The sequence below is a fragment of the Blautia argi genome (genome assembly GCF_003287895.1).
GTDB lineage: Bacteria > Bacillota > Clostridia > Lachnospirales > Lachnospiraceae > Blautia > Blautia argi.
Genome location: NZ_CP030280.1, coordinates 78787 through 103417 on the forward strand (window position 1 = coordinate 78787; position 24631 = coordinate 103417).

The following is a 24631-nucleotide window of genomic DNA, read 5'->3' on the forward strand; positions in this document are numbered from 1 at the left end:
GGGAGATTTGTATTAAGTTAGAAAAGCAGGAGGAATATTTTATGAAGCTCATACCTGAGGCGCCGCTTTTCAGGGATCCAATATATGACGGAGCGGCGGATCCTTCAATTATATGGAATTCCATGGAAAAAACGTGGTGGATTTTTTATACAAACCGCCGTGCCTTTTCACCAAAATCCGGCATTGAATATGTACATGGTACAGATATTGGCATTGCCAGTTCAGATGATGGCGGAAAAACCTGGGTTTACCGGGGTACGGCAAATGGGTTGAATTATGAAAAGGGACGGAATACATACTGGGCGCCAGAGGTGATAGAACATGAAGGCACTTATCATATGTATGTTTCCTATGTGCAGGGGATACCTTCTTCATGGGAGTATCCCAGGGCAATCCTTCATTATACAAGTCTTAATTTATGGGACTGGAAGTTTGAAAGTAAGCTTTCTCTTTCATCAGAGAGGGTAATTGATGCTTGTGTTTTCCGTCTGAAAGATGGTCAATGGAAAATGTGGTACAAAGATGAGCTTCACGGAAGTTTCAGTTATACGGCATACAGCAGGGACTTATATAACTGGACAGTAGGAGAGGCTGAAATTACAGACTGTCCTCACGAGGGACCGAATGTGTTTTGGTTTCATGAAAAGTATTGGCTGATTACAGATACATGGGAAGGAATGGGCGTTTATGTGAGTGAAGATGCCCATAATTGGAAAAGGTGCAAAGACATTCTTGCAGAACCGGGGAACCGCAGGGATGATGGTACAATCGGCAACCATGGAGATGTGCTTGTGATAAATGACAAAGCGTATATTTTTTATTTTACCCATCCAGAGGTAAGTGCAGAACAACGCAAAAATCCGGATTTTTGTTGGGAATACAGGCATAAAAGGAGTTCCATACAGGTTGCAGAGCTAGTCTTTGAGAATGGCGAACTTATATGTGATAGAAATCATGTAGAATTGGAGCTTTAACAGGGAGTATGTGACATGGTATATTGTTATTCAGAATCATAAAAGTCCTGTTTTGAAAATAAACTGCTTGAAAAAGTGCAGAAAGTATAGTATTATGGAAAGCAGATGTAATTAAAAGCTTGAAAAATAGCTGATAATTAAATAAAAGTTGCCATAACAAAAGTCCTGAAAACCGCGTGTTTTCAAGGGGAAATGGCAATTGTCTCGTTAGTTAAATGGATATAACAGGGTCCTCCTAAGGTTTGAATTGTGTACTTTCATTTTTTGAAAAAATTGGAAGTTCGAAAGCAAGATGAGGTTCTTTTAAAAAGGTGGGTACATCGCCCTTAACTATAGGGACAAACGAGGGCAAAAAAGCCCAGAAAAATAGGATAATTCGGATACCGATTCCGAAACTTGAAAAAGGTCAGAAAGCCTTATTTTAAGCCAAAAATCGGCGTAAGTTTCCTTAGTTTAATGGATAGAACAAGTGCCTCCTAAGGGCTTGTTGGAACAATCGCCCAACACTGAAAATTTTATATACGTCCATGTACCTCAGCAGGATAGAGGGTTCGCCTCCTAAGCGAAACGCCGCAGGTTCGATTCCTGTCATGGACGCCAGTAAACAACGCTGTAAGCCTTTGTTTTCAAGGGTTTACAGCTTTTTTTGTTATCACGGACAGGGAAGCGAATGTATGGCTGCTTATGTCCGTGGGAATTTCCAAAAGTCATTTATTTTGCAAGATAGCTTGCTAACGCTCATTTAAGGTAGATGATGATTTCATGGATTTTTACGGTTTTTGCTAACACTTTTTTGTTAGCAGTTTTTTCTGTTTGGAACAAAGCCCTTTGCTAACAGTTAGAAAGGGTTTCTTTTAAGAGCTTTTCTTTCATTTCCGGTGTCATGGATTTTAGCAATTCAAGCAGAAGTTTGTCATTGTCACTGGTAGGCTCCTGTGCTTCTGAATGGTGATTGTGTTCGGGTTCCTCTGTATCAAGGGTGTCATAAAATTCTTCATCCAGCTTCTTTGCATTAAGCCGTCTGTCTTCATCCACGATTTCAGAGTAAACATCTGTTACCATTTCTGCTTCGGCGTGACCTGTATCTCCCTGAACAGACTTAATATCGCCATGTGTCATTTTGAGCTTATATTTTGTGCTTAAATGGCGTAGGCTGTGAAAAACAACAACTTCAAAATTGTGTTCCTCACACAGCGTTGTAAATCTGTCCCGAACAATGCGGCTTTCTACGGGATTCCCATTTTCAAGAGCAATAACGAGGTTATAATCGTTATAGGCACTTCCTAAAAACTCTTTCAATTCCTGCTGGTCTTTTTTGTATTGAACCAGTAATTGAGCAAGCGTTGTCGGCAGCCATACAGTACGATTACTTGTTTCTGTTTTGGGTGTCTTTAACACCAGCCTTGTGGTACAGTGGGGCTTCTGGGTTGGGAAAATTTTAATAATATCTTTTTCTTTCAGCTTTTGCATAGCTGATTGAGAAATTCTTGCCAGCTCCTTATTGACGATAACTCTTGCATTATTATTTGCAATAGCTTCTTCATCAATAATCACATCATCCCAAGTAAGCCCCGTAATTTCACCTACTCTTAATGAGCAGGCAAATGCCAAGTGCATACAAAGCAGGAGTAAATCATCATCCACAAGTTTGATTGCTTCCTTAAATGTCTGTACATTCCAGACCTTACGTTTTACCTTTGGTACTTTGGGTAAGGTAGCTAAGGAAGCCGGATTCCGCATTTTGCTGTCCAGATATTCCCAACGGATAGCCTGATTTAAGGCACAGCGGATAATATCATGGATTTTCTTAATGTTGGCAGGCTGCACACAGCGACCAGTCGCTTTGCGGTTAGCACGAGGAACTTCTGGAACACTTAACAGGTCATTGTAATATTGAGAAAGTTTTTTCGTGGTGATTTCATTTAATTTCCAATCTCCAATAAGGGGATTGATATAGTTGTTAATTGAACTCAATTTACTGCTGTAAGTGTTGGCAGACCACTTCGATACGCCATATAGATTGACAAAAGTAACAAGAAATTCCTTTAAAGTGATTTCATCATCTGGGGTATCTATTGCCTGCTCTGCTTCCTCACGCTGATGGGCGAATTGTTCTTCTAAAGGGACGAGAACATATCCGTAGGTTTGTTGATAAAATTCAATAAACGCTTTTCGTGCCTTTGCTTCTTTTTTGGTTTCTAGGGTGTCCCATTTCTGCTTTCTTTCGCCTGTATCATCCATATACCAGTAAATAACTGAAAATTTTGATTTTCTTTGTTTGATTGAAGCCATATTATCTCTCCTTAAATGATTATTCGTGTAACCATTTATCGAAAGATATTTTAGATACTCTAATCATCCTGCCAGCTCTGATATAGTGAAATTGACCGCTTTTGACTAAAGCATATGCCGATTTCATGCTGATGTTTAAAAGAGCTGCTATTTCATCTACCGTATATGTCTTTTTTTCAGACGTTGTAATACCGTGTGTATTCTCTTTACCATCTAACATAAGATTAAGGCTCCTTTCTATGATGGTAACAGTAAAATACACCTCTCTAACACTTTGAGTATAACACAGGAAATTAAAGTTTTGTAGAGGTTCAGTGCATTTTACTGTGAGCAAGTCAGCCGAACAGCTTTCGCTAAAGCTCATGGGAATCTCACCCCTGCATGGTTCTCATCCAGCCGTACCCTTTGCCAGCGGTGCTACATCATCACACGGACTAAGGCTGTACGGAAGACTCAATTATAGGTTCGATTCCTATACGAGACGGTTAATCAAGAGTGTTCGATTGTTAGCAGAAATGCAAATAACGGGGCGCTTTTTTCATTAGAAAAATGCATGAGCTTATTGCTTTGAGGATGATTTCCAGCTAACACAATAGAATAATTGTTAGCTGACAGCTAATAAAAAACAGTATTTTGCAAACAGGCTTTATCAGGGATACTGCTAATATTTGGGTAAGTACCTGTTGTTACCATTGATTTGGGGATGTAAAATACGGTAAATTAAAGGAAAGAATGTTTGCAGAATATAATTTGCAAATAAATATTAGCTGAAACAATAGAGAAATATATTAGCTGTAGCTAATAGAAAACGAGATGCTCGTTTGGAACTGATTTCAAAAATAATCGGATCCAGACGGGCATTTTTTAGTCTGACCGAAGAAGGAGGAAATGATGACGGAAGTGATGAAAGAATTTATCCAGAAGAACGAAGGTGAAAAGATCATCGAAATTGAGATTGAAAGACTCCGTTCTTTTAAAAATCATCCTTTTCAAGTAAAAGACGATAAAGAGATGTATTTGTTAAAAGAAAGTATAGAGAAGAGATGGGGTATGATCCAATTTGTAACATAATTGGAGAAGGCTATGTGATCCGAGAGGAGGGAAAGGTTTGAAAAGTAAATTCAGCTTAAAGATAAAATTGACAGCGATTTCTATTTGCATTTTAACAATCATGTGTGTGGTTCTTGCTGTTTTTTCTATTTTTTCAGCTGGTAAGTTGATTGAATCTACAGATACGATTCCTGCTATTCCTGTTGGAGAAAATCAGACAGAACAAATAATAGAGTCTGCTGCTGTACTTCCTGCAGAAGCTATTGGGAATTTTCAGGGAACAATGATAGTGGTTATGCTTTGTCTTGTCGCTCTGGGATCGGTTTTAACCTATGTATTTGCATCAAAAACACTAAAACCGCTGGAAGATCTTACTGTAGATGTCCAGAACATCAATGTTAATAATTTAAGTCAGCAAATAACAGTTCCTTCAACAAAGGATGAGGTTGCAGAGTTAGCGCTTGCTTTTCAAAGAATGATGGAGAAACTAAATCAGTCATATCAAATTCAAAAAAGGTTTTCAGCAAATGCAGCTCATGAGCTACGGACACCACTTGCAGCTCTTCAAACCCAATTGGAAGTATTTCAGATGAAGCCGAATCGGGAAAAGGAGGAATACGAAACTTTATTCCAAAGCGTTGGGGAAAGTACAGAGAGATTATCAAATCTGGTTAAGGATCTTTTGACATTTACGAATGAACAGACAATTGAGAGGAGAGAGCCGGTTGAACTAAGAGATTTAATAGAAGAAATCCGTTTTGAACTGGAAGACAGTGCTGCTGAAAGAGGTATTAAAATCCACATTTCCGGTCAAGGAGTTATAATCGGTGATGATCGGCTACTGCAAAGAGTATTTTATAATCTTCTTTCTAATGCAATAAGGTATAACACTGACGGAGGAACAATTTCAGTTGATATAAGCGATAGTAAGGTGATGGTAGAAGATACTGGAATAGGGATTCCAGATGAAGCCAAAGCACATATTTTTGAGGCTTTTTTCTGTGTGGATAAGTCCAGAAGCCGAGAGTTGGGAGGTAGCGGTCTTGGATTAGCTGTTGTAAAAAGCATCATTGAAAAACATGGAGGAGAAATTAGGATAGAAAACAACGATCCGCAAGGAAGCAGATTTGTTGTAACATTCCATTAACCATTTGAATAGAAAAATATTTTGAGATAGAGGACACCGGAAGAATGGATTTTCCGGTGTCCTCTTTATATCAGCTTTATACACGGTAAAGTATATTCTGTATGTGAAACTATTGAAAACGGACCCTGCCAAAGTACTGCGGCAATAAATTATAGCAAGGAGGAATCCCTATGGGTAAAAAAGTCAATATTTTATCGAATGGAATTACAATATTGCTCTTGCTGATTGGGATTGTATTTCTGTTTCTTGGCATTTGGCGAGAGGAATATACTATTGTAATGGAAAAGGCAATTAATATATGTTTGGAGTGTATCGGAATTGGATAATAAAATAAAAAAATCAGAACGATTCCGCCGTTGGATGCAGGTTTTATGGGCGGTTATTACGAATAGTTATATAATTGGTTTTATACGTGGAAAAATTTATCAGGGCAAAATTAAGAATGTATGTGTGCCAGGAATGAATTGTTATTCCTGCCCTGGCGCTGTTGCATCATGTCCTATCGGAGCATTACAGGCTACGCTTGGAAGTTATGAATATAAATTTGCTTTTTATGTATCAGGTTTCATGATTCTGATCGGAACTATCATGGGACGTTTTGTGTGTGGATGGTTATGCCCTTTTGGCTTGATTCAAGATGTATTAAATAAAATACCACTTCCTTCTAAGTTGAAAATCCGCACATTTAAAGGTGACAAACAACTGCGCTGGTTAAAATATATAATTCTTGCCGTTTTTGTTGTTTTAATGCCATTATATTTTACAGATATGATCGGACAGGGATATCCTTGGTTTTGCAAAGTGATTTGCCCGGTTGGAACATTAGAGGGAGGAATACCACTGGTGTTGATGAATAAAGCCATGCGGGCTACCGTAGGATGGCTTTATGCTTGGAAAAATGTCATTTTGATTGTGACGATTTTGATTTCAGTTATTATTTATCGTCCGTTTTGCAAATATATCTGTCCGTTAGGAGCAATATATTCTTTATTTAATCCAGTTTCAGTTTTTAGATATCGTGTTGATTTTGAAAAATGTATTCACTGTGGAGCTTGTGCGAAAATGTGTCCAATGGGCTGTGACCCGGCAAAGAATGCTAATAGTCTGGAGTGTATTCGTTGTGGAAAATGTAAAAATATATGTCCAACTCAGGCAATTAGATGCACTGTATTTTCGAAAAGATAAAACAACTTCATGCTGTATTTGAAGAGAAGATATGCTATTATTTATAGATATAGAAGTAACGAAAAAATCGTATATCTTATATCTGATGGAGGCAAGTTATGACAGAAAGAGAAAAAATGTTGGCAGGGGAACTGTATGATTGCGGAGATCCTGAATTATTAACACAATGGCATATAGCAAAAGACTTGGTTAGAGATTATAATCAAACAAGCTCAGCTGATGAGAAAGAAAAAGAACGAATATTAAATGAACTTCTTGGAGGAAAAGGCAAAAATCTATGGATAACAGCACCTTTTTATGTTGACTATGGTAACAACATCTATTTTGGAAATAATTGCGAAGTCAACATGAACTGTACTTTTCTTGATGATAATACGATACGAATTGGAGATAATGCTCTAATTGTGCCTAATGTACAAATATATGCGGCATTTCATCCAACAAATGCAACGGATCGCTTTGGAGAACCAAAAGAAGATGGTTCATTTGAATTCTGTAAAACACAAACAGCGCCTGTTATCATAGGCAATAATGTATGGATCGGAGGCGGTGCTATTATCATGCCGGGAGTTACGGTCGGAAATAATGTTGTTATAGGTGCAGGAAGTATTGTCACAAAAGATATTCCAGATGACGTGATAGCTTACGGAAATCCATGCAGGGTGGTAAGAGATAACAAATAATATTCAAATACGTAAAATAATAAAATGAAAAAGCATTACGGAGTAATAGAAGTATCTTCGTAGTGCTTTTTTCAATTCACCACTTGACTTTGTGGCAAAGAATTGATGAGCCGGGATGAGCTGGCTGTAATGGATGGAAATAAATGTATCTTACAGCTTCGAGGTGTGCGACCATTTCTCAGTAATAAATACGATATTACAAAACATAAGAGATATAAAGAATTGGCGGATGCGAATCCAAAGAATGCATTTGATGTGGAAAAATATCTGGAGCATAAGCTGGCATTTTCGCAGGATACGGAATTTGAGGTGTATGAAGTAAATGTAACGGAGGAGGATGTGAAAGAGAATGAAACAGAATAAAAAGCGTTAGAGCATGTAGAAATCCATCTATGTGCTCTATTTTTTTTAACGTTTTTTCAAGAAAAAGTCCTAACAGTCAGGTGGAAAGGAGACGAAAGTGAAGATAAAAATAAGATCCCCTTGTAAATAAAACAGGTAAAAAAGAGGTCTGAATAATAGGGAAAGGAGAGAAAAACGCTGACAGACCATGAAAACAGCGTTTGTTCAGAAAAGAATATGGGATTTTTCGGAAGTGCAGTTACAATCTTACAGACATTAGTTGTAGCAATCGGTGCTGGTCTTGGTGTCTGGGGTGTCATCAACTTGATGGAAGGTTATGGTAACGATAACCCCGGAGCAAATGCTCATGTACGGTAAGGAAGCAAGCAACCGAAAACAAGAGATAGACCGCCAGCACTACACTATTCCGAACCAAAGACCAAAAGATAAGCATTGTGGGAAAATCTAAACTTTTGGATTTTCCTACAATGCCGACTACGGCGGAATCCCTCCCACTCCTTATATCTTTCTTTCCGTATACATTGAATTTGTATTTAGTAAATGCTATAATGTCCCTATTCAAATTATAAATGTGTTGAATTAGTTACATGTACATATTTTTTGTGCCGGAGGAAGTGAAATGAAACAAAAAATTTATCTCATTACAGGCTTAATGGCTTCTGGAAAATCTACAGTTTCCGATTTACTGGCAAAATCAATAGAAAAATGCGTCCATCTTCGTGGTGATGTGTTCCGAAAAATGATTATTTCAGGCAGAGAAAATATGTCAGCTACCCCATCAGCGGAAGCAGTCCGCCAGCTGTACCTTCGATACAAATTGACTGCTGATGCGGCAAGGTCATACTTTGACAACGGCTTTTCTGTAGTGATCCAAGATAACTACTACGGTGATGAATTAAACCGAATGATAAATTATCTGCATAAATACCCTGTTGAGGTTGTCGTTCTTTGTCCAGATGTGGAAACAATAAAAGAAAGGGAACGATACAGGGAGAAAACAGGCTATTCCGGCTTTACGGTTGAAACCTTATACGATACATTTATGCAGACAACACCACGGATCGGCTTTTGGCTGGACAATTCCAATCAAACACCACAGCAGACAGCAGAAACCATTCTGAACACCAGGAAGCCGGTATGATTGTTACATATAAGGGGAAGAAAAATTTCTTTTAAGTACTTTCTTTCCTAAAACTGATGTGATATAATAGCTTCATTCCAGAAAAGGAGTAAAAAATATGCGGCAAGGTATTCTTAAATAAAACTATAATCAAATAGTGGGAACAAAGAATTATGATAGCTCCTTTTGTGGGGGGCTTGGTTTTTTGTACCCAATTTAAGAATACTTTTGCCTTATCAATTTTGACATATTCAAAAAACAGCAATCACAAATAGGTGTATGCTGTATATGTGTATGTCCGCAAATTAGAATCCCCAGTGGTAAAAGTATTTTACTGCTGGGGATTTTTATGCCCTTTGGGGCTGTAAAGGGAGGACAATCACATGAAAATAATCAATATCGGCATTCTGGCCCATGTAGACGCAGGAAAAACTACATTGACAGAAAGTCTGCTATACACCAGTGGAGCGATTGCGGAACAGGGAAACGTGGATAAAGGGACCACAAGAACAGACACTATGATTTTGGAACGGCAACGGGGAATTACCATTCAGACAGCGGTTACTTCTTTTTATTGGAATGATTATAAAATCAATATCGTGGACACTCCCGGTCATATGGATTTTTTAACCGAAGCATACCGCTCTTTATCTGTCCTTGACGGAGCTGTTTTAGTCATTTCAGCAAAAGACGGCGTACAGGCACAAACCCGTATATTATTCCATGCGCTTCAGAAAATGGACATTCCGACAATTATCTTTATAAATAAGATAGACCAAAATGGGATCGACCTGCAGTGTGTTTACCAAAGCATTAAAGATAAACTTACCAGTGATATGATTGTCATGCAGGAGGTTTCCCTGTCGCCAAAGATAACCATGACCGATATTTCTGCTTTAGACAAATGGGATATGATTATTTCCGGAAGCGATGAACTATTAGAACGATATGTTGCAGAGGATTCTTTGGATATACAGGAATTACAATATGAAAAGTGCAAAAGAACCAGATGCTGCTCTTTGTTTCCTGTTTATCATGGGAGTGCAAAAGACAATTTAGGAACAGAAAAACTGATTGAAGCGATTATAGAAACTTTCATTACAGAAACGGACGATATTCAGTCTGAATTATGTGGATATGTTTTTAAGGTTGAGTATACAGAGCGGAAAAAACGGCTTTCTTATTTACGCCTGTATCATGGGACGCTCCATTTACGGGATACCCTGCTGCTGTCAAAAAAGGAAAAAATAAAGATTACAGAAATGTGTATTCCGTCAAATGGTGAAATCGTCCCGGCTGACCATGCCTGTCCGGGAGAAATTGTTATTTTAGCTGATGATACTTTGAAACTGAACGATATCCTGGGAAATGAAAAACTCCTGCCTCACAAAACACGGATTGATAATCCCATGCCATTACTTCGGACAACGGTAGAGCCGCAAAAGCCGGAGCAAAGGGAAGCCCTGTTAAATGCCCTCGCAGAGATTGCTGATACAGACCCTCTTTTGCATTTTGACATTGATACTGTTACCCATGAGATTATGTTATCTTTTTTGGGAAAAGTACAGTTAGAAGTTATTTGTTCGCTATTAGAAGAAAAATATCATGTGGGCGTGGCTATGAAAGAGCCTTCGGTTATTTATCTGGAAAGACCGCAAAAAAAAGCGAGCTGCACGATTCATATTGAAGTGCCGCCGAATCCGTTTTGGGCATCTATTGGTTTGACTGTAACACCGCTTCCTGTTGGAAGCGGAACACAATATAAAAGCGAGGTATCTCTCGGCTATTTAAACCAAAGTTTTCAAAATGCCGTCATGGAGGGTGTGCGTTATGGAATGGAGCAGGGCTTATATGGCTGGGGAGTGACAGACTGCCAAATTTGTTTTGATTATGGAGTTTATTACAGCCCGGTCAGCACCCCCGCTGATTTTCGTTTTCTTGCGCCTGTCGTGTTGGAGCAGGCATTGAAAAAAGCAGGGACACAACTGTTGGAACCATACCTTTCCTTTACCCTTTTTGCACCGCAGGAATATCTTTCACGGGCTTATAATGATGCACCAAAGTATTGCGCAATCATTGAATCAACCAGACTTGAAAAAGATGAAGTTATTTTTAAGGGTGAAATCCCTGCCCGTTGTATCGGTGAATATAGGAATGATCTGAATTTTTATACAAATGGAAGAAGTGTCTGCATTACAGAATTAAAAGGGTATCAGGAAACTTCCGGCGAGCCTGTATTTCAGCCACGCCGCCCGAACAGCCGTTTAGACAAGATCCGGCATATGTTTCAGAAGATAATGTAACGTCTTGCGCAATGCAAGCGTTCATTGCTGGCTATTGCGAAATATCATTGATAAAATCAGCATCAGAGAGGAGGAACCATTTTGAACCAGAAACAGACGGATATTACAACAGGAAAGCAAATACGTCATCTGCGAACACAATCGGGAATGACACAGGAAGAACTGGCTGGGGAATTGAATGTTACCCGGCAGGCGCTATCGAATTGGGAGAGAGATGTTAATGAACCCGATTTAAATACGTTGAAAAAAATTTGTTTTCTTTTTGGAGTCCACATGGACGATTTTGCGAAGGAGGTAATAACAAAAATGGAAACATGTGAAAAAAAAGAGAAACGACAATTTAATAAGTATGATATGGCAATTGGACTTTTTTATGGTGTCGGGATATTTCTTGGCATTGGTATTTTCTTTGTTGGCGGTTTTATGACAATGTCGGGTGCAGGGTGGGGAGCATCACTATTTGGCGGTGGCTGTTTTTCTCTTGTATTTGGCTTGATATGCCATGCAGTTATTACATTGAGAAGAAATGACAAATGATGACATATCCTGCTTTCTAGACTTTTCGGTCATATCGCGTAAAAAAGCCGCTGCTTTTGGCTTTCCAATAGCGGCGGCAAAGGGAAATATCCTTTGAATACCTTACAGAAGAAAAGTTTTGCAGCATTATAAAAATAAAAGCCTATACCATTTTGGAAAGAAAAGATACATAATAGTCAAGACGGCAACAATCAGAAGTTATGGAGGGTAACAATGGAATATAGTAAGGAAGATTTAATGGAAGCAAAAAGGCAAATTTTGGGAGTGGGAGAGAACATGGGAACAGAGGAAAGTAAAAAAATCTGGGAGAAAAACGCACAATTTTGGGATAATGCAATGGGTGACAAATCTAATGAATTTCACAGAGAGGTAGTGCGTCCCAAAGTAACGGAACTTCTATCTCCTAATCCTGCGGATTACATTTTGGATATTGCGTGTGGCAATGGAAATTATTCTTCGTATCTTGCACAAAGAGGCGCTTCGATTGTCGCTTTTGATTACAGCAAAAAAATGATAGAATTGGCTAAAAGACGGCAATCACAATATGCAAAACAAATTGAATTTTGTGTAGCGGATGCGACCAATAGAGAAAGTATATTAGAATTAAAAAGAAATCGAGCCTTTACGAAAGCAGTTTCTAATATGGCAATTATGGATATTACGGATATTGAACCACTTCTTATGGCTGTTTATGAACTGTTGGAGGAAAGCGGAATTTTTGTCTTTGCAACGCAACACCCTTGTTTTATCACGTTGACTGAAAAATATATGACACCGCACAGTTACTATGGTATAGCGATTGAAGGGCAACCGGAGGAGCAGATTTATTATCATCGTTCCATACAAGATATTTTTAACCTTTGTTTTAGAGCTGGATTTGTCATTGATGGATTTTATGAAGAATGTTTCAAAAACAACAAAGAAATTCCTATGGTAATGATAGTAAGGCTTAAAAAGGTAAAACGTGATAGCTTAAAATAAATTCAAGTTTGCCGGATAAATAGCAAACCTGGCCGAGCCAGTCAACGGTCAAGATGAACGGGCTTCGCCCGCCGTTGACAGCCCCGCCCGGTTTTGCAGTTAGGCAGTCAAGGAGCGACAGCCTAAAGTGCTGCCGCCCCTTACTATCATAAAAAGCAACTACTAACCAGCCACAGCCCTTTTGGGAGGAAAGGGGGATTTTCCATGACCTGTACAGAAGAATATCGGGAACATATCGAGTACACTTTCCATGCCTTTTGCAAAGTCGTTATCCGAAATGCAACGATCAACGCAGCGAGGACACGGAGCAGGAAGCACAAAAGAGAAATATCCCTTGAATACCTCACAGACGAAAAGCACTACCCTTTAGGCACGACAGATGAATATTTCCAAGCCCCGGAGCCGGACGAGGAATACATACTTACCCTTTGCGGCGATACGGTCATTTTCAGCAGCGGCTTACTTGCGGAAGCCCTGTCACGGCTGGACGAACGGGAGCGGGAAATGATTTACCTGTCCTTTTTCAAGCGTATTCCACAGCACGAAATTGGCAGACAGTACGGGCGCAGCCGCAGCACAGCGGGCTACCATATCCGAAAAGTCCTACGGCAGCTCCAAGCGGAAATGGAGGGAATGGCATATGAGAAATAATAGGCTTCTCCCCTATGAAACAATCGTCCAAGCCACCAGCGGGGAGCCGGAAGCGGTGGGAACTGTATTGCAGTATTACCGCCGCCGCATACAATGTGCCGCCCGTGTGAATGGACGGGTAGACCAAGATACAGAGGACTACATCACCCAGACGCTTCTCACAGCTATTTTCAAGTTCCGCTTTGGGAGATAGCCCTACCGCCTACAACTGAATAACCGCCGCTTCGCCGGCAACCAGAAAGCAGTAAATCTATTCAACAGATTTGCTGCTTTTTTTCGTTCCTGTTTGGCATTTTTGAAAATCCCCAGTATGAAAAAACAAAAGGGAAAATTGCCGCCGCAGTTGGCAAAATCCCTTACTTATCCGTGGAGGGTATCAAAGAAAAAAATACTGCCATTGTCCGCCTTTTTCGGCTTGCGTGGTGTTGTAGGGAATAAGGGGAAATTCTAAAAATCTCCGTCCATTTTGCTTTGCGTGGTGTTGTAGGTAGTGAAAGGAAAATTTTCAAGATATGCCGGAATAGCGGGTAGCAAAGCCCTTTTGAAACGTCTTGTTAGCGGAAAGTACGGAAGCCGGGGAACGCCGGAGTTTTTCAGAGCAAGATTCTACCGCAGTACCAAAATTCGCTTATCGCTCATTTTGCCCCTGCGGGAATCTTGTTGGGGAGTGCCTTCCCCAAACCCTGCTTATGCGGCTTACGCCGCTGGAAAATCCCTCAAAATAATTTTTCGGATTTTTCAAAAACAGTTCCGCTTTACACCCTGTTTTTCTCCTATTAGTGAGAGGACACCACGCACAGCCGAAGGAGGTTTTACCATGCGAAAACGATATAACACGCCGCACCGCAGCCGGGTAGTCAAGACACGCATGACCGAGGAAGAATACGCCGAGTTTGCGGAAAGGCTTTCTGCTTACAACATGAGCCAAGCCGAGTTTATCCGGCAAGCCATAACCGGGGCAGCCATACGCCCCATCATAACCGTTTCCCCCGTCAATGACGAGTTGCTTGCCGCTGTCGGGAAGCTGACCGCCGAATACGGCAGGATCGGCGGCAACTTAAACCAGATAGCCCGGACGCTGAACGAGTGGCACAGCCCCTACCCGCAGCTTGCCGGGGAGGTACGGGCGGCGGTTTCCGACCTTGCTGCCCTAAAGTTTGAAGTCTTGCAGAAAGTGGGTGACGCTGTTGGCAACATTCAAACATATCAGCTCTAAAAATGCGGACTATGGCGCAGCGGAAGCCTATCTCACATTTGAGCATGACGAGTTTACCATGAAGCCCACCCTTGATGAAAACGGGCGGCTGATACCGAGGGAGGATTACCGCATTTCTTCCCTCAACTGTGGGGGCGAGGATTTCGCTGTTGCCTGTATGCGGGCTAATCTCCGCTATGAGAAAAACCAAAAACGGGAAGATGTGAAAAGCCACCACTATATCATCAGCTTTGACCCACGGGACGGGACAGACAACGGCTTGACCGTAGACCGGGCGCAGGAGCTGGGCGAGCAGTTCTGTAAAGAGCATTTCCCCGGACACCAAGCCTTAGTCTGCACCCACCCGGACGGGCATAACCACAGCGGCAATATCCATGTGCATATCGTCATCAACTCCCTGCGGATTTATGAAGTCCCGCTTCTGCCCTACATGGACAGACCAGCCGACACACGGGAGGGCTGCAAGCACCGCTGCACCAACGCCGCTATGGAATATTTCAAGAGTGAAGTCATGGAGATGTGCCACCGGGAGGGGCTTTACCAAATCGACCTCCTAAGCGGCAGCAAGGAACGGATAACCGAACGGGAATACTGGGCGGCAAAGAAAGGACAGCTTGCCCTTGATAAAGAGAACGCTGTCAGAGAAGCCGCAGGACAGCCGACCAAGCCCACCAAGTTTGAAACGGACAAGGCGAAGCTGCGCCGGACGATACGGCAGGCACTTTCCCAAGCTGGCAGCTTTGACGAATTTTCTTCCCTTTTGCTGCGGGAGGGTGTGACCGTCAAGGAGAGCCGGGGGCGGCTTTCCTACCTCACGCCGGACAGGACAAAGCCTATCACAGCCCGGAAGCTGGGGGACGATTTTGACAAGGCTGCTGTCCTTGTCCTGCTTACGCAGAACGCCCACAGAGCCGCCGAACAGAGCAAGCAAAGCCATACTCGAATACCCTGCCGCGGTTAAAAAGCTGTCACAAGGGGAAAAAACCACAAAAAACCACCCCGGCAGACAACACCTTGCAGCGCATGGTTGACCGGGAAGCCAAGCGAGCCGAGGGCAAGGGCGTGGGCTATGACCGCTGGGCGGCAAAGCACAACCTAAAGCAAATGGCAGCTACCGTTACCGCCTATCAGCAGTACGGCTTTTCTTCCCCGGAGGAACTGGACGAAGCCTGTTCTGCCGCCTATACCGCCATGCGGGAAAGCCTTACAGAGCTGAAGCAGATGGAAAAGACGCTGAACGGGAAAAAGGAGCTGCAACGGCAGGTGCTTGCCTATTCCAAGACCCGCCCTGTCCGGGACGGGCTGAAACAGCAGAAAAACGCCAAAGCAAAAGCAGCCTACCGTCAGAAGTACGAAAGCGACTTTATCATAGCAGACGCAGCCGCCCGCTATTTCAGGGAAAACGGCATTTCCAAGCTGCCGAGCTATAAAGCCCTGCAAGCAGAGATTGAAACCCTTATCCAAGAGAAAAACAGCGGCTACAACGATTACCGGGCAAAACGGGAGGAATACCGCCGCTTACAGACTGTCAAGGGCAATATCGACCAGATTTTACACCGGGAGCGCAAGCCTGTGAAAAGGCAGGAACAGGAACGATAAAAACCGCCCCAAAATGTACCCGAACCTATACAGAACAAGGGGGCTGCCCCGTACCCTATCCGCAAATACCAAAGGATTTTTTAACGGGCTTATAGGGCAGAAAAAACCCGAAAATGATACCGAGATGATACAGAATTACCGCCGATACCGCCACACCAGCGGAAACGGCAGAAAGGAGCGCACCCATGCCAAGAATGAGCAAGAAACGGCGGCTGGAATGGTCTTTTTTCCTGCGGCAAGTGAAAGTCGGGAATTCCACCTGCGATCGTATCACATACAATGACCTCTGCCGGGGCTGTACCCATAGCTGCAAGCAGAGCTTCCGGGCGGTTATCATACTCTGCCCCCACTACTACTCCAAACGCCGGAAAAAGGAGGACAGGGACAATGGCAGATAACCGCAAGTATTACTACCTCAAGCTGAAAGAGAACTTTTTTGACAGCGACTCCATTGTGCTGCTGGAAGATATGAAAGACGGGATTTTATACTCCAATATCCTCTTGAAGCTGTACTTAAAATCGCTGAAAAACGGCGGGAAATTGCAGCTTGACGAGCATATCCCCTACACAGCGCAGATGATAGCGACACTGACCCGCCACCAGATAGGGACGGTTGAGAGGGCTTTAGAGATTTTCCGGCAGTTGGGGCTTGTGGAGCAGCTTGACAGCGGGGCTTTCTATATGACCGACATTGAGCTGATGATAGGACAGTCCTCTACCGAAGCCGAGCGGAAACGGGCTGCAAGACTGGAAAACAAGGCACTTTTACCGCCCCGGACAAAAGGCGGACATTTGTCCGACATTCGTCCACCAGAGATAGAGATAGAGTTAGAGAAAGAGATAGAGATAGAAAAAGAGAGAGAGGGAGAAACGGGACACCCCGCCCCCGCCGCTTATGGCAGATACAACAATGTGATACTGACCGATACAGAGCTTTCCGGGCTAAAAACAGAGTTGCCCGACAAGTGGGAGTATTATATTGACCGGCTTTCCTGCCATATCGCTTCCACCGGGAAACAGTACCACAGCCATGCAGCCACCATTTACAAGTGGGCGCAGGAGGACGCTGCCAAAGGCAAGGCTGCCCCGAAACAGGGCATACCCGATTATTCATGCAAGGAGGGCGAGAGCTTATGAAAAACGGAATTGAAGCTATGATTACGGACATTACAGCCACTACCGCCGAAGCGGAGGACTACACAGGCGAGGACGGGCTTTTATACTGCGGTAAGTGCCATACGCCCAAAGAAGCCTATTTTGCAGAGGGAAAGACTTGTTTCGGGCGTGACCGCCACCCGGCAGAGTGCGACTGCCAGCGGGCAGCCCGTGAAAAGCAGCAAGCCGCCGAAAGCCGACAGAAGCACCTTGAAAAAGTGGAGGACTTGAAACGCCGGGGCTTTACCGACCCTGCTATGCGGAACTGGACATTTGAGCATGACAACGGCAGAAACCCGCAGACCGAAACCGCCCGCTTTTATGTGGAGAGCTGGGAAACCATGCAGGCTGAAAATATCGGCTACCTGTTTTGGGGCGGCGTGGGGACGGGAAAAAGCTACCTTGCCGCCTGTATCGCCAACGCCCTTATGGAAAAAAGAGGTTGCCGTCTGCATGACAAACTTTGCAACGATACTGGGTGACCTTGCCGCCAGCTTTGAGGGCAGGAACGAATATATTTCCCGCCTTTGCAGCTACCCTCTGCTGATACTTGATGATTTCGGTATGGAGCGAGGAACAGAATACGGGCTGGAACAGGTTTACAGCGTGATTGACAGCCGTTACCGAAGCGGCAAGCCGCTGATCGCCACGACCAACCTCACGCTGGAGGAATTGCAGCACCCGCAGGACACGCCCCACGCCCGTATCTATGACAGGCTGACTTCCATGTGCGCCCCCGTCCGCTTCACGGGCAGCAACTTCCGAAAGGAAACCGCACAGGAAAAGCTGGAACGCTTAAAGCAACTGATGAAGCAGCGAAAGGAGAGCCTATGACAGAAACGAAACAGACAAGCACCACCAAAACAGACCGCCGCCCGGACTGTGTGACGGAAATCCGCATGGGCAACTCCGTCCTTACCGTTTCCGGCTTCTTCAAGCAGGGCGCAACCGACACCGCAGCCGACAAGATGATGAAAGTGCTGGAAGCGGAAGCTGCTACACAAAAAACGGCGATTTGACCGACCATAAAGAAGCAGATTTGACGCTTTTGCCGCTATACAGACAGCCGCCCCATGTGGTACAATCAAGGTACGGAATAGTGGGGCTGGCTGTCGGAAACGGAGGATTTTATGTTAAGACAGACCAACCAACAACCAATTACCGCCCTTTACCCAAGACTATCCCATGAGGACGAGCTGCAAGGCGAAAGCAATTCCATTTCCAATCAGAAGCGTATCCTTGAAACCTATGCAAAGCAGAACGGCTTTTCCAATCTGCGCTGGTACACGGACGACGGTTATTCTGGTGCGAACTTTCAAAGACCCGGTTTTCAAGCCATGCTTGCGGACATTGAAGCCGGAAAAGTCGGGACAGTTATCGTAAAGGATATGTCGAGGTTAGGGCGAAACTACCTGCAAGTGGGAATGTACACGGAAATGATTTTCCCACAGAAAGGTGTCCGCTTCATCGCTATCAATGACGGAGTGGACAGCGCACAGGGCGACAATGACTTTGCCCCGCTGCGGAATATCTTTAACGAATGGCTGGTGAGAGATACGAGCAAGAAAATCAAAGCAGTAAAACGCTCAAAAGGCATGAATGGCAAGCCCATCACAAGCAAGCCTGTGTATGGCTACCTCATGGACGAGGATGAAAATTTCATTATTGACGAGGAAGCTGCACCCGTAGTCAAGCAGATATACAACCTCTGTCTTGCCGGGAATGGTCCGACCAAGATAGCCCGTATGCTCACAGAGCAGCAAATCCCCACGCCGGGAACGCTTGAATACCGCAGGACGGGCAGCACCCGCCGCTACCACCCCGGCTATGAGTGCAAGTGGGCGACCAATACCGTAGTGCATATCCTTGAAAACCGGGAATACACAGGCTGTCTGGTAAATTTCAAGACAGAAAAACTTTCTTACAAAGTCAAGCACAGTGTAGAAAATCCCCCGGAAAAGCAAGTGATTTTCGAGAACCACCACGAGCCTATCATAGACACCCAAACATGGGAACGGGTGCAGGAGCTTCGCAAACAGCGCAAACGCCCAAACCGCTATGATGAAGTGGGTTTGTTCTCCGGCATACTGTTCTGTGCGGACTGCGGCAGCGTGATGTATCAGCAGCGATACCAGACGGACAAGCGCAAGCAGGACTGTTATATCTGCGGCAACTACAAGAAACGCACCCATGACTGTACGGCGCACTTTATCCGCACCGACCTCTTGACCGCTGGTGTACTCTCCAATCTGCGGAAAGTGACCAGCTATGCGGCAAAGCATGAAGCCCGGTTTATGAAACTCTTGATTGAGCAGAACGAGGACGGGGGCAAACGCAGGAACGCCGCCAAGAAAAAGGAACTGGAAGCCTCCGAGAAACGCATAGCCGAGTTATCCGCTATCTTCAAGCGGCTGTATGAGGACAGCGTGACCGGGCGCATATCAGACGAGCGTTTCACAGAGCTGTCGGCAGACTATGAAGCAGAGCAACGGGAGCTGAAAGAAAGAGCCGCTGCTATTCAAGCGGAGCTTTCCAAAGCACAGGAAGCCACCGTGAACGCAGAAAAGTTTATGAATGTTGTCCGGCGGCATACCAGCTTTGAAGAACTTACCCCTACTCTGCTGCGGGAGTTTGTAGAGAAAATCGTTGTGCATGAGTGCAGCTATGACGAGAACAAGACCCGCAGACAGGACATTGAGATTTATTATTTCTTTTGTTGGCAAGGTGGACTTGCCCGAATAACCGCCCGACCTATCCGACACAATGCGCAAGTGCCGGATAGGAACGGCAAAATTTTTTACACTTCTATTACTTCTTTATCGCACATCAGTAAAATCACAGGGAATTAAGCAGGTTATGGCTAATTAGATGTAAATAAAAGCGGAAAGGAAAAGCACAATCCAGACGGAACCGGCGAGCCGTCAAGAAATATTGCGAGTTAGCAAGAAAACTGCTATAATGGGAAGCACGAACCCCAGCACTGGGAGAAAGGCAGGACGATAAATGCACATAAGCTATCAACCGCTTTGGAATACATTGAAAGAGCGGAACATGAGAAAAGAGGACTTGCGGCTTGCCGCAGGACTCACCACAAACCAGATTGCCAATATGGGAAAGGGATTGCATATCAGCATGGAAACCCTGCTTCGTATCTGCGGGGCGTTGGATTGTGATATTTCAGATGTGATTGAACTGGAACGAGAAAAATCTTCTTCTGGTGAAGCAGAAGATAGAATCAAAAAGTCGAAAATTCCTTGCTGAAGAATAGCAATATTCCAACATTGAAAATATAACAAAGTTAGGACGTGGAGGATAAATGTACAAAGTATTTTCATTTACAAACACCGATGAAGCTGTTCCTTATATGGATAAAAAGATTCTTCGGTATATTGATGAACAGATTACGGACAGTTTTGAGTGTTTTAAGGACTGCGATATCCTTGCATTTGACTGGTACGATGTTCAGAGTGAAAAAAAAGAGGATTTTAAGATGCTCTTATATCTGGACGGAAAGGATTTGCTGGTATTTTGTGAAACCTCTGAGGCAGAAGAAAAAGCAAATATGATTCTGCATACGATGACAGGGGAAGAAGGAGCAACAAATGAGCGGCTTTTCTACCATTTTTTTTCGTTACTGCTGAAAGGAGACATGGATTTTTTGAATAATCTTGAGGAAGAAATCAGCAATAATGAAGACAAGGTGCTGTCCGGCGACAAGGCATCCTATTTGAAATACATTACTGCATGGAGGCAGGAACTGTTGCGCCTGAAACGCTACTATGAGCAGCTTAATTTCATTTTTGATGAAATGACCGTGAATGACAACCAACTATTTAGCGAAGACGGAGTCCGCAGATTGATGACTTTGAGGAATAGAACGGACCGTTACCTGAGTGCCGTTAAGAATTTGCAGGAAATGGTGTCCCAGCTCCGGGAAGCATATCAATCCCAGCTGGCGATTGAGCAGAATGATCTGATGAAAATTTTTACAGTGGTGACAGTAATATTTCTCCCGCTTTCGCTTCTGGCAGGGTGGTACGGGATGAATTTTTCACATATACCGGAACTCAAATGGAAATATGGATATCCATTGGTAATTCTGGTGAGCATTGTGACAGTCGCAGCGTTAATTTGGAAATTCAAAAAGAAAAAATGGTTATGATTCGCTTTTTAAGAGGACACAAAAAGTTCACAAAAAAATTAGCACTCACCATTGACAAATGCTAACAAGCGTGCTATAACACAGATAGAACAAAGGAAAGGGAAACGGAACAGATGAGAGGTTCCGATTTCTTCCCAAGTATTCTTGGTTCTGATTGACAATTCGGTTTTAACATTAAAAAAGGAGCGATGACTTATGATGTTACCTAGTGTTTTTGGTGAAAACTTATTTGATGATGTTTTTGATGATTTTTGGGGGTTCCCGTCATTTGATGATAAAGCAATGCGTAAAGCAGAGCGGAAGTTATACGGGCACCATGCAGCAAAAATGATGAAGACGGATGTGCAGGAGCACGATGACCATTATGAGGTGGATATTGACCTGCCTGGTTTCAAGAAGGATGAGATTACTCTGGAACTGAAGGACGGCTATCTGGTAATCAGCGCCGCAAAGGGCCTTGACAAGGATGAGAAGGAAAAAGAAACAGGCAAATTTGTACGTCAGGAACGTTATGCAGGCAGTATGAGCCGTTCTTTCTACATCGGCGAGAATGTGAAAGAGGACGATATCCATGCAAAATATGAAAGCGGGGTATTGAAGATTAACATTCCAAAAGAAGAAGCGAAAGAACCGGAAGCTGAAAAAAAGAAATACATTGCCATCGAGGGATAACGGCACCTCTTAACATAGAATAAAAGGATATTGCCCGGAGCGGGAAGCTGTGAAGTTGCCCGTTCTGGGCTTTTCTATATCATTTAAACAAAAAACAATTCAGCCAGCCGGAACCGGCTGGCTGTCCTACTGTTCATTATGCTCCAACACCGCTTTTATCATAGCAACGGCAAGCTCCTGTTTGCTGGGCGACACGTCTTTCCAGAGTGCTTCCAGCTCCTTGATTTTGCTGATTTCGTTTTCTTCCAATTCATCTTGAAGCAGATAATCAGGGGAAATCCGCAGGGAGTTACAAATATCTATGAATACCGGCAGACTGGGCATTTTCACACCGCCCTCAATCTGGCGAAGATACGTTGCGTTGATATTGCATAATTCCGAGAGCTTGTCTGCGGTAAAGCCCCGGTCTTTTCGTACCTCATTGATACGCTTTCCTAATCCTTTTCTCTCCATTGCCACCACCCGTTTGTTAGCTGTCAGTTATTATTTTGTACACCATAAGCCTATAATATGATTGTCATTTATCATAGATTCTGTTAGACTATGTTATATTAGCTAATAGCTAAACGGAGGGCATGAGATGAAAAGAATGTGGGAAAAAGTAAAGGAAACATGGCGGGAATTTTGGTTCGTTTATGAGGACGAGGAAGATTCCACACAACACCTAAGCCGGTCAGATAAGCAAAGTATCTGGTGCGGCTCATTTCTTATGTGTGCGTTCACGGCGGTTCTATGTATGGCTGGAATTGCAATCGGGAATATCCGTAACAACCGCCAGTATGAGCAGGACGTGGAAGAAACACTAAATATGATAGCAACCTACTTTGCCACCGCCACCGAGGACGAGTATGACGAGATAGCCCAGACTATCCGCCATGATTTGGTATTCAGTGAATACGGCAGGGATATGGAGAATTTGATACAGTACATTCCGAACACGTCCGAGAGCTGCCCCACCTGCCAGGAAAGCTATCCGGCACAGGCATTTCTTGTTTGTGTCAATACAGGAGAAACCTATTCCCTTGACGTGTATCACACAGACGAAAGCCCGGATGATGAATACGGCGGTATGCGCCTGTCCTTTGGTTATGATGAAATCAGCGAAGCGAGTATTCATGTAACATCATATCCGGGAGAACAAGACGGCTATGCAGAGATTTTCCGGGGGCGGCGGATTGTCAGCGCCCACAAGATGAAGTCTGTTTTTTGTGACGATTGTATCAGGGAGATTCTAAACACGATTGACGGGCAGCTATTGGAGGAAGTTGTTCTTTTTGACGCAGAACAAAAAGCCTTTTATCCGGTCAAGGACGAGGAAACGCTTCAAATCGGAAGCTATGGGCTGGCTGTCAGCTATGACAGCGGGGATTTCAGGATTGATATAGAATATGTCAGCGAATAAAGGCGCTGCCGTTGCAGGAACCGCAATTCCAACAACGGCAGTTTTTATTTTCTCCTGCGCCGGAAATTCAAAGGATTGTTTTTAATGACCGGCGATTTTGCCAGCACTTTTTTCAAGACTTTCTGCTCATCAGGGGGCAGCTTGTCAAAGTCGATACCCAGCATATTTAAAATGACTTTCCAGATTTTTGTCAGGTGGTCGCCGGGGAATTTCAGGGCGTTTTGAATATCTTGCGCCATTTTCTTTGCGAGGGAGAAATCCGGCGTGCTGTCAATGTCGTGTTCATGGGCTTTCCGTATATCGTGGAGAATGGAATCCCATGTTTTATGCGTTATATGGCAGAAAAAATCTTCTTCCTCTAATTGGGCGGCAAGAAGCGTTTCCGAATATAAATCCCCGTCCACATAGCGGTGCTTCTGAATGAGGGCAAGCCGCTGTTCTTCCAGCCCTTCGTTCATATCCCGGAAGCGGGCGGTCGCATGACCGTCTATGTAAATTTCCGTATCGGTCATCAGCCGCTCAAACTTTCCGTGGGTGATAATCTCACAGAGCAGACGGTTATTGATTTTGCCGCTTTTCAAAAGCTCCACTGTTTCATCATTCAGGTGCAGCTCCATTAAGGGCGTGTTTACCTGCTCCCTGTTTTCTGTCCGGCACAGCAGGTAATCAAGGGACACCCCGTAGAAGTCCGCCAGAATAACGAGGTTGCCATGATTGATTTCTTTGTAATCGTCCGCTTCATAGCTGCCAAGGGCAGACTTTGAAATGCCGGTCAGGTTTGATAGTTCTTCCAGCTTCAGCTTTCTCTCTGTGCGTAAATCCTTTAGCCGTTCCTGTATGCTAAGGCGTGATTTCATAGGCGAATGGCTCCTTTCCGGCGGCTCCCCCGCCGCTCTCTAAAGATTATACCACACCATTTCCGAGAACGTGGAAATTTTCGATTTTCAGCTGGATTTCCTACTTTATGGATATACGGAGCAGGGTACAAAAATGTTCTATCATACAAGTAGTTCATCGGTGAATCAATTCAACCGAATGACCGGCTTGTGTGGGATATGCGCCCCGGAGATGTAGCGCCGTGACCTGCGGCAGGGAAATGGAGGAACCCTGACCGCAGCGAGCGTACCAAGGGGAGCGAA

At 43.7% G+C, this 24631-nt stretch carries 25 protein-coding genes, 1 tRNA gene and 5 pseudogenes; 27 read left to right on the forward strand and 4 right to left on the reverse strand.

What is annotated here, in order from left to right:
* The first annotated feature begins 41 nt into the window (after window positions 1-41).
* Together DQQ01_RS00395 and DQQ01_RS00400 are read left to right on the forward strand one after the other, a co-directional pair.
* Entirely contained in the window at window positions 42-974 is a 933-nt protein-coding gene (locus DQQ01_RS00395) for a glycoside hydrolase family protein (protein ID WP_111917753.1), read from the forward strand.
* A gap of 523 nt (window positions 975-1497) precedes the next feature.
* A tRNA-Arg gene (locus tag DQQ01_RS00400) sits at window positions 1498-1574 on the forward strand.
* 231 nt (window positions 1575-1805) lie between these two features.
* On the opposite strand, the gene DQQ01_RS00405 is transcribed toward DQQ01_RS00400, so the two are convergent.
* Both DQQ01_RS00405 and DQQ01_RS00410 read right to left on the reverse strand, forming a co-directional pair.
* Window positions 1806-3266: a site-specific integrase gene (locus DQQ01_RS00405; protein WP_111917754.1), complete on the reverse strand. Its 1461-nt coding sequence runs from the start codon at window positions 3264-3266 to the stop codon at window positions 1806-1808.
* Window positions 3267-3285: 19 nt separating this feature from the next.
* A complete protein-coding gene (locus DQQ01_RS00410) occupies window positions 3286-3486 on the reverse strand; it encodes a helix-turn-helix domain-containing protein (RefSeq protein ID WP_039884107.1) in 201 nt (66 codons plus the stop codon).
* 671 nt (window positions 3487-4157) lie between these two features.
* Between DQQ01_RS00410 and DQQ01_RS00420 the strand changes: the two genes are divergently transcribed.
* The 24 genes and pseudogenes from DQQ01_RS00420 to DQQ01_RS00530 all read left to right on the forward strand — a co-directional run bounded on the left by DQQ01_RS00420 (window position 4158) and on the right by DQQ01_RS00530 (window position 22090).
* A complete protein-coding gene (locus DQQ01_RS00420; protein WP_242980451.1) occupies window positions 4158-4337 on the forward strand; it encodes a ParB N-terminal domain-containing protein in 180 nt (59 codons plus the stop codon).
* A gap of 37 nt (window positions 4338-4374) precedes the next feature.
* Window positions 4375-5463, forward strand: coding sequence for a sensor histidine kinase (locus DQQ01_RS00425; RefSeq protein WP_111917755.1), 1089 nt, complete (start codon window positions 4375-4377; stop codon window positions 5461-5463).
* Window positions 5464-5633: 170 nt separating this feature from the next.
* The gene (locus DQQ01_RS15980) at window positions 5634-5789 is read left to right on the forward strand and encodes a CD1871A family CXXC motif-containing protein (protein ID WP_199797973.1); all 156 of its coding nucleotides are present in this window, start codon (window positions 5634-5636) and stop codon (window positions 5787-5789) included.
* A 34-nt stretch (window positions 5790-5823) separates the two neighbouring features.
* Window positions 5824-6648: a 4Fe-4S binding protein gene (locus DQQ01_RS00430; RefSeq protein WP_111920781.1), complete on the forward strand. Its 825-nt coding sequence runs from the start codon at window positions 5824-5826 to the stop codon at window positions 6646-6648.
* 98 nt (window positions 6649-6746) lie between these two features.
* Complete coding sequence (locus tag DQQ01_RS00435) at window positions 6747-7331, forward strand: sugar O-acetyltransferase (protein WP_111917756.1); 585 nt, start codon at window positions 6747-6749, stop codon at window positions 7329-7331.
* A 93-nt stretch (window positions 7332-7424) separates the two neighbouring features.
* Window positions 7425-7694 (forward strand): annotated as a pseudogene (locus tag DQQ01_RS00440) (VirD4-like conjugal transfer protein, CD1115 family); the annotation flags it as partial.
* A gap of 216 nt (window positions 7695-7910) precedes the next feature.
* Window positions 7911-8051, forward strand: a complete 141-nt coding sequence (locus DQQ01_RS00445) for a Maff2 family mobile element protein (RefSeq protein ID WP_111917757.1) — start codon at window positions 7911-7913, stop codon at window positions 8049-8051.
* A gap of 262 nt (window positions 8052-8313) precedes the next feature.
* Window positions 8314-8835 carry a P-loop nucleotide/nucleoside kinase family protein gene (locus DQQ01_RS00450; protein ID WP_003505403.1) on the forward strand — a complete coding sequence of 174 codons (522 nt, stop codon included), beginning with the start codon at window positions 8314-8316 and terminating at the stop codon, window positions 8833-8835.
* 362 nt (window positions 8836-9197) lie between these two features.
* Entirely contained in the window at window positions 9198-11117 is a 1920-nt protein-coding gene (gene tet(32) / locus DQQ01_RS00455) for a tetracycline resistance ribosomal protection protein Tet(32) (protein WP_111917758.1), read from the forward strand.
* An 81-nt stretch (window positions 11118-11198) separates the two neighbouring features.
* Complete coding sequence (locus DQQ01_RS00460; protein WP_003505401.1) at window positions 11199-11654, forward strand: XRE family transcriptional regulator; 456 nt, start codon at window positions 11199-11201, stop codon at window positions 11652-11654.
* A gap of 213 nt (window positions 11655-11867) precedes the next feature.
* Window positions 11868-12635 carry a class I SAM-dependent methyltransferase gene (locus DQQ01_RS00465; protein ID WP_003505400.1) on the forward strand — a complete coding sequence of 256 codons (768 nt, stop codon included), beginning with the start codon at window positions 11868-11870 and terminating at the stop codon, window positions 12633-12635.
* 204 nt (window positions 12636-12839) lie between these two features.
* A complete protein-coding gene (locus tag DQQ01_RS00470; protein ID WP_003505338.1) occupies window positions 12840-13286 on the forward strand; it encodes an RNA polymerase sigma factor in 447 nt (148 codons plus the stop codon).
* Window positions 13276-13479 (forward strand): helix-turn-helix domain-containing protein, encoded by a 204-nt coding sequence (locus DQQ01_RS00475; protein ID WP_003505336.1) that lies wholly within the window; start codon window positions 13276-13278, stop codon window positions 13477-13479. Before DQQ01_RS00470 ends, DQQ01_RS00475 begins: the two co-directional genes overlap by 11 nt.
* Window positions 13480-14103: 624 nt before the next feature.
* Window positions 14104-14502 (forward strand): plasmid mobilization protein, encoded by a 399-nt coding sequence (locus tag DQQ01_RS00480; RefSeq protein ID WP_002569238.1) that lies wholly within the window; start codon window positions 14104-14106, stop codon window positions 14500-14502.
* A pseudogene (locus DQQ01_RS00485) lies at window positions 14474-16101 on the forward strand (relaxase/mobilization nuclease domain-containing protein). The gene DQQ01_RS00480 and the pseudogene DQQ01_RS00485 overlap by 29 nt, the downstream one beginning before the upstream one ends.
* A 185-nt stretch (window positions 16102-16286) precedes the next feature.
* Window positions 16287-16499, forward strand: coding sequence for a hypothetical protein (locus DQQ01_RS00495; RefSeq protein ID WP_002569236.1), 213 nt, complete (start codon window positions 16287-16289; stop codon window positions 16497-16499).
* Window positions 16489-17238 (forward strand): putative phage replisome organizer, encoded by a 750-nt coding sequence (locus tag DQQ01_RS00500; RefSeq protein WP_002569235.1) that lies wholly within the window; start codon window positions 16489-16491, stop codon window positions 17236-17238. The genes DQQ01_RS00495 and DQQ01_RS00500 overlap by 11 nt, the downstream gene beginning before the upstream one ends.
* Window positions 17235-18090 (forward strand): annotated as a pseudogene (locus tag DQQ01_RS00505) (ATP-binding protein). The gene DQQ01_RS00500 and the pseudogene DQQ01_RS00505 overlap by 4 nt, the downstream one beginning before the upstream one ends.
* Window positions 18087-18275 (forward strand): transposon-encoded TnpW family protein, encoded by a 189-nt coding sequence (locus DQQ01_RS00510; protein WP_002569233.1) that lies wholly within the window; start codon window positions 18087-18089, stop codon window positions 18273-18275. Before DQQ01_RS00505 ends, DQQ01_RS00510 begins: the two are co-directional and overlap by 4 nt.
* 111 nt (window positions 18276-18386) lie before the next feature.
* Window positions 18387-19998, forward strand: a pseudogene (locus tag DQQ01_RS00515) (recombinase family protein).
* Between the two features lie 21 nt (window positions 19999-20019).
* Window positions 20020-20118 (forward strand): annotated as a pseudogene (locus tag DQQ01_RS18480) (Maff2 family mobile element protein); the annotation flags it as partial.
* 141 nt (window positions 20119-20259) lie between these two features.
* Window positions 20260-20517, forward strand: coding sequence for a helix-turn-helix domain-containing protein (locus DQQ01_RS00520; RefSeq protein ID WP_070470271.1), 258 nt, complete (start codon window positions 20260-20262; stop codon window positions 20515-20517).
* A 55-nt stretch (window positions 20518-20572) separates the two neighbouring features.
* Entirely contained in the window at window positions 20573-21418 is an 846-nt protein-coding gene (locus DQQ01_RS00525) for a magnesium transporter CorA family protein (RefSeq protein WP_111917759.1), read from the forward strand.
* Window positions 21419-21613: 195 nt separating this feature from the next.
* A complete protein-coding gene (locus tag DQQ01_RS00530; RefSeq protein WP_070470264.1) occupies window positions 21614-22090 on the forward strand; it encodes an Hsp20/alpha crystallin family protein in 477 nt (158 codons plus the stop codon).
* 126 nt (window positions 22091-22216) lie between these two features.
* Here the strand turns inward: DQQ01_RS00530 and DQQ01_RS00535 are convergent, their stop codons facing one another.
* Window positions 22217-22543, reverse strand: coding sequence for a helix-turn-helix domain-containing protein (locus DQQ01_RS00535; RefSeq protein ID WP_070470262.1), 327 nt, complete (start codon window positions 22541-22543; stop codon window positions 22217-22219).
* Between the two features lie 127 nt (window positions 22544-22670).
* On the opposite strand from DQQ01_RS00535, the gene DQQ01_RS00540 reads away from it, so the two are divergent.
* Entirely contained in the window at window positions 22671-23492 is an 822-nt protein-coding gene (locus DQQ01_RS00540; RefSeq protein WP_070470260.1) for an RING finger protein, read from the forward strand.
* Between the two features lie 44 nt (window positions 23493-23536).
* On the opposite strand, the gene DQQ01_RS00545 is transcribed toward DQQ01_RS00540, so the two are convergent.
* Window positions 23537-24349 carry a helix-turn-helix domain-containing protein gene (locus tag DQQ01_RS00545; RefSeq protein ID WP_070470257.1) on the reverse strand — a complete coding sequence of 271 codons (813 nt, stop codon included), beginning with the start codon at window positions 24347-24349 and terminating at the stop codon, window positions 23537-23539.
* Window positions 24350-24631 lie beyond the last annotated feature (282 nt).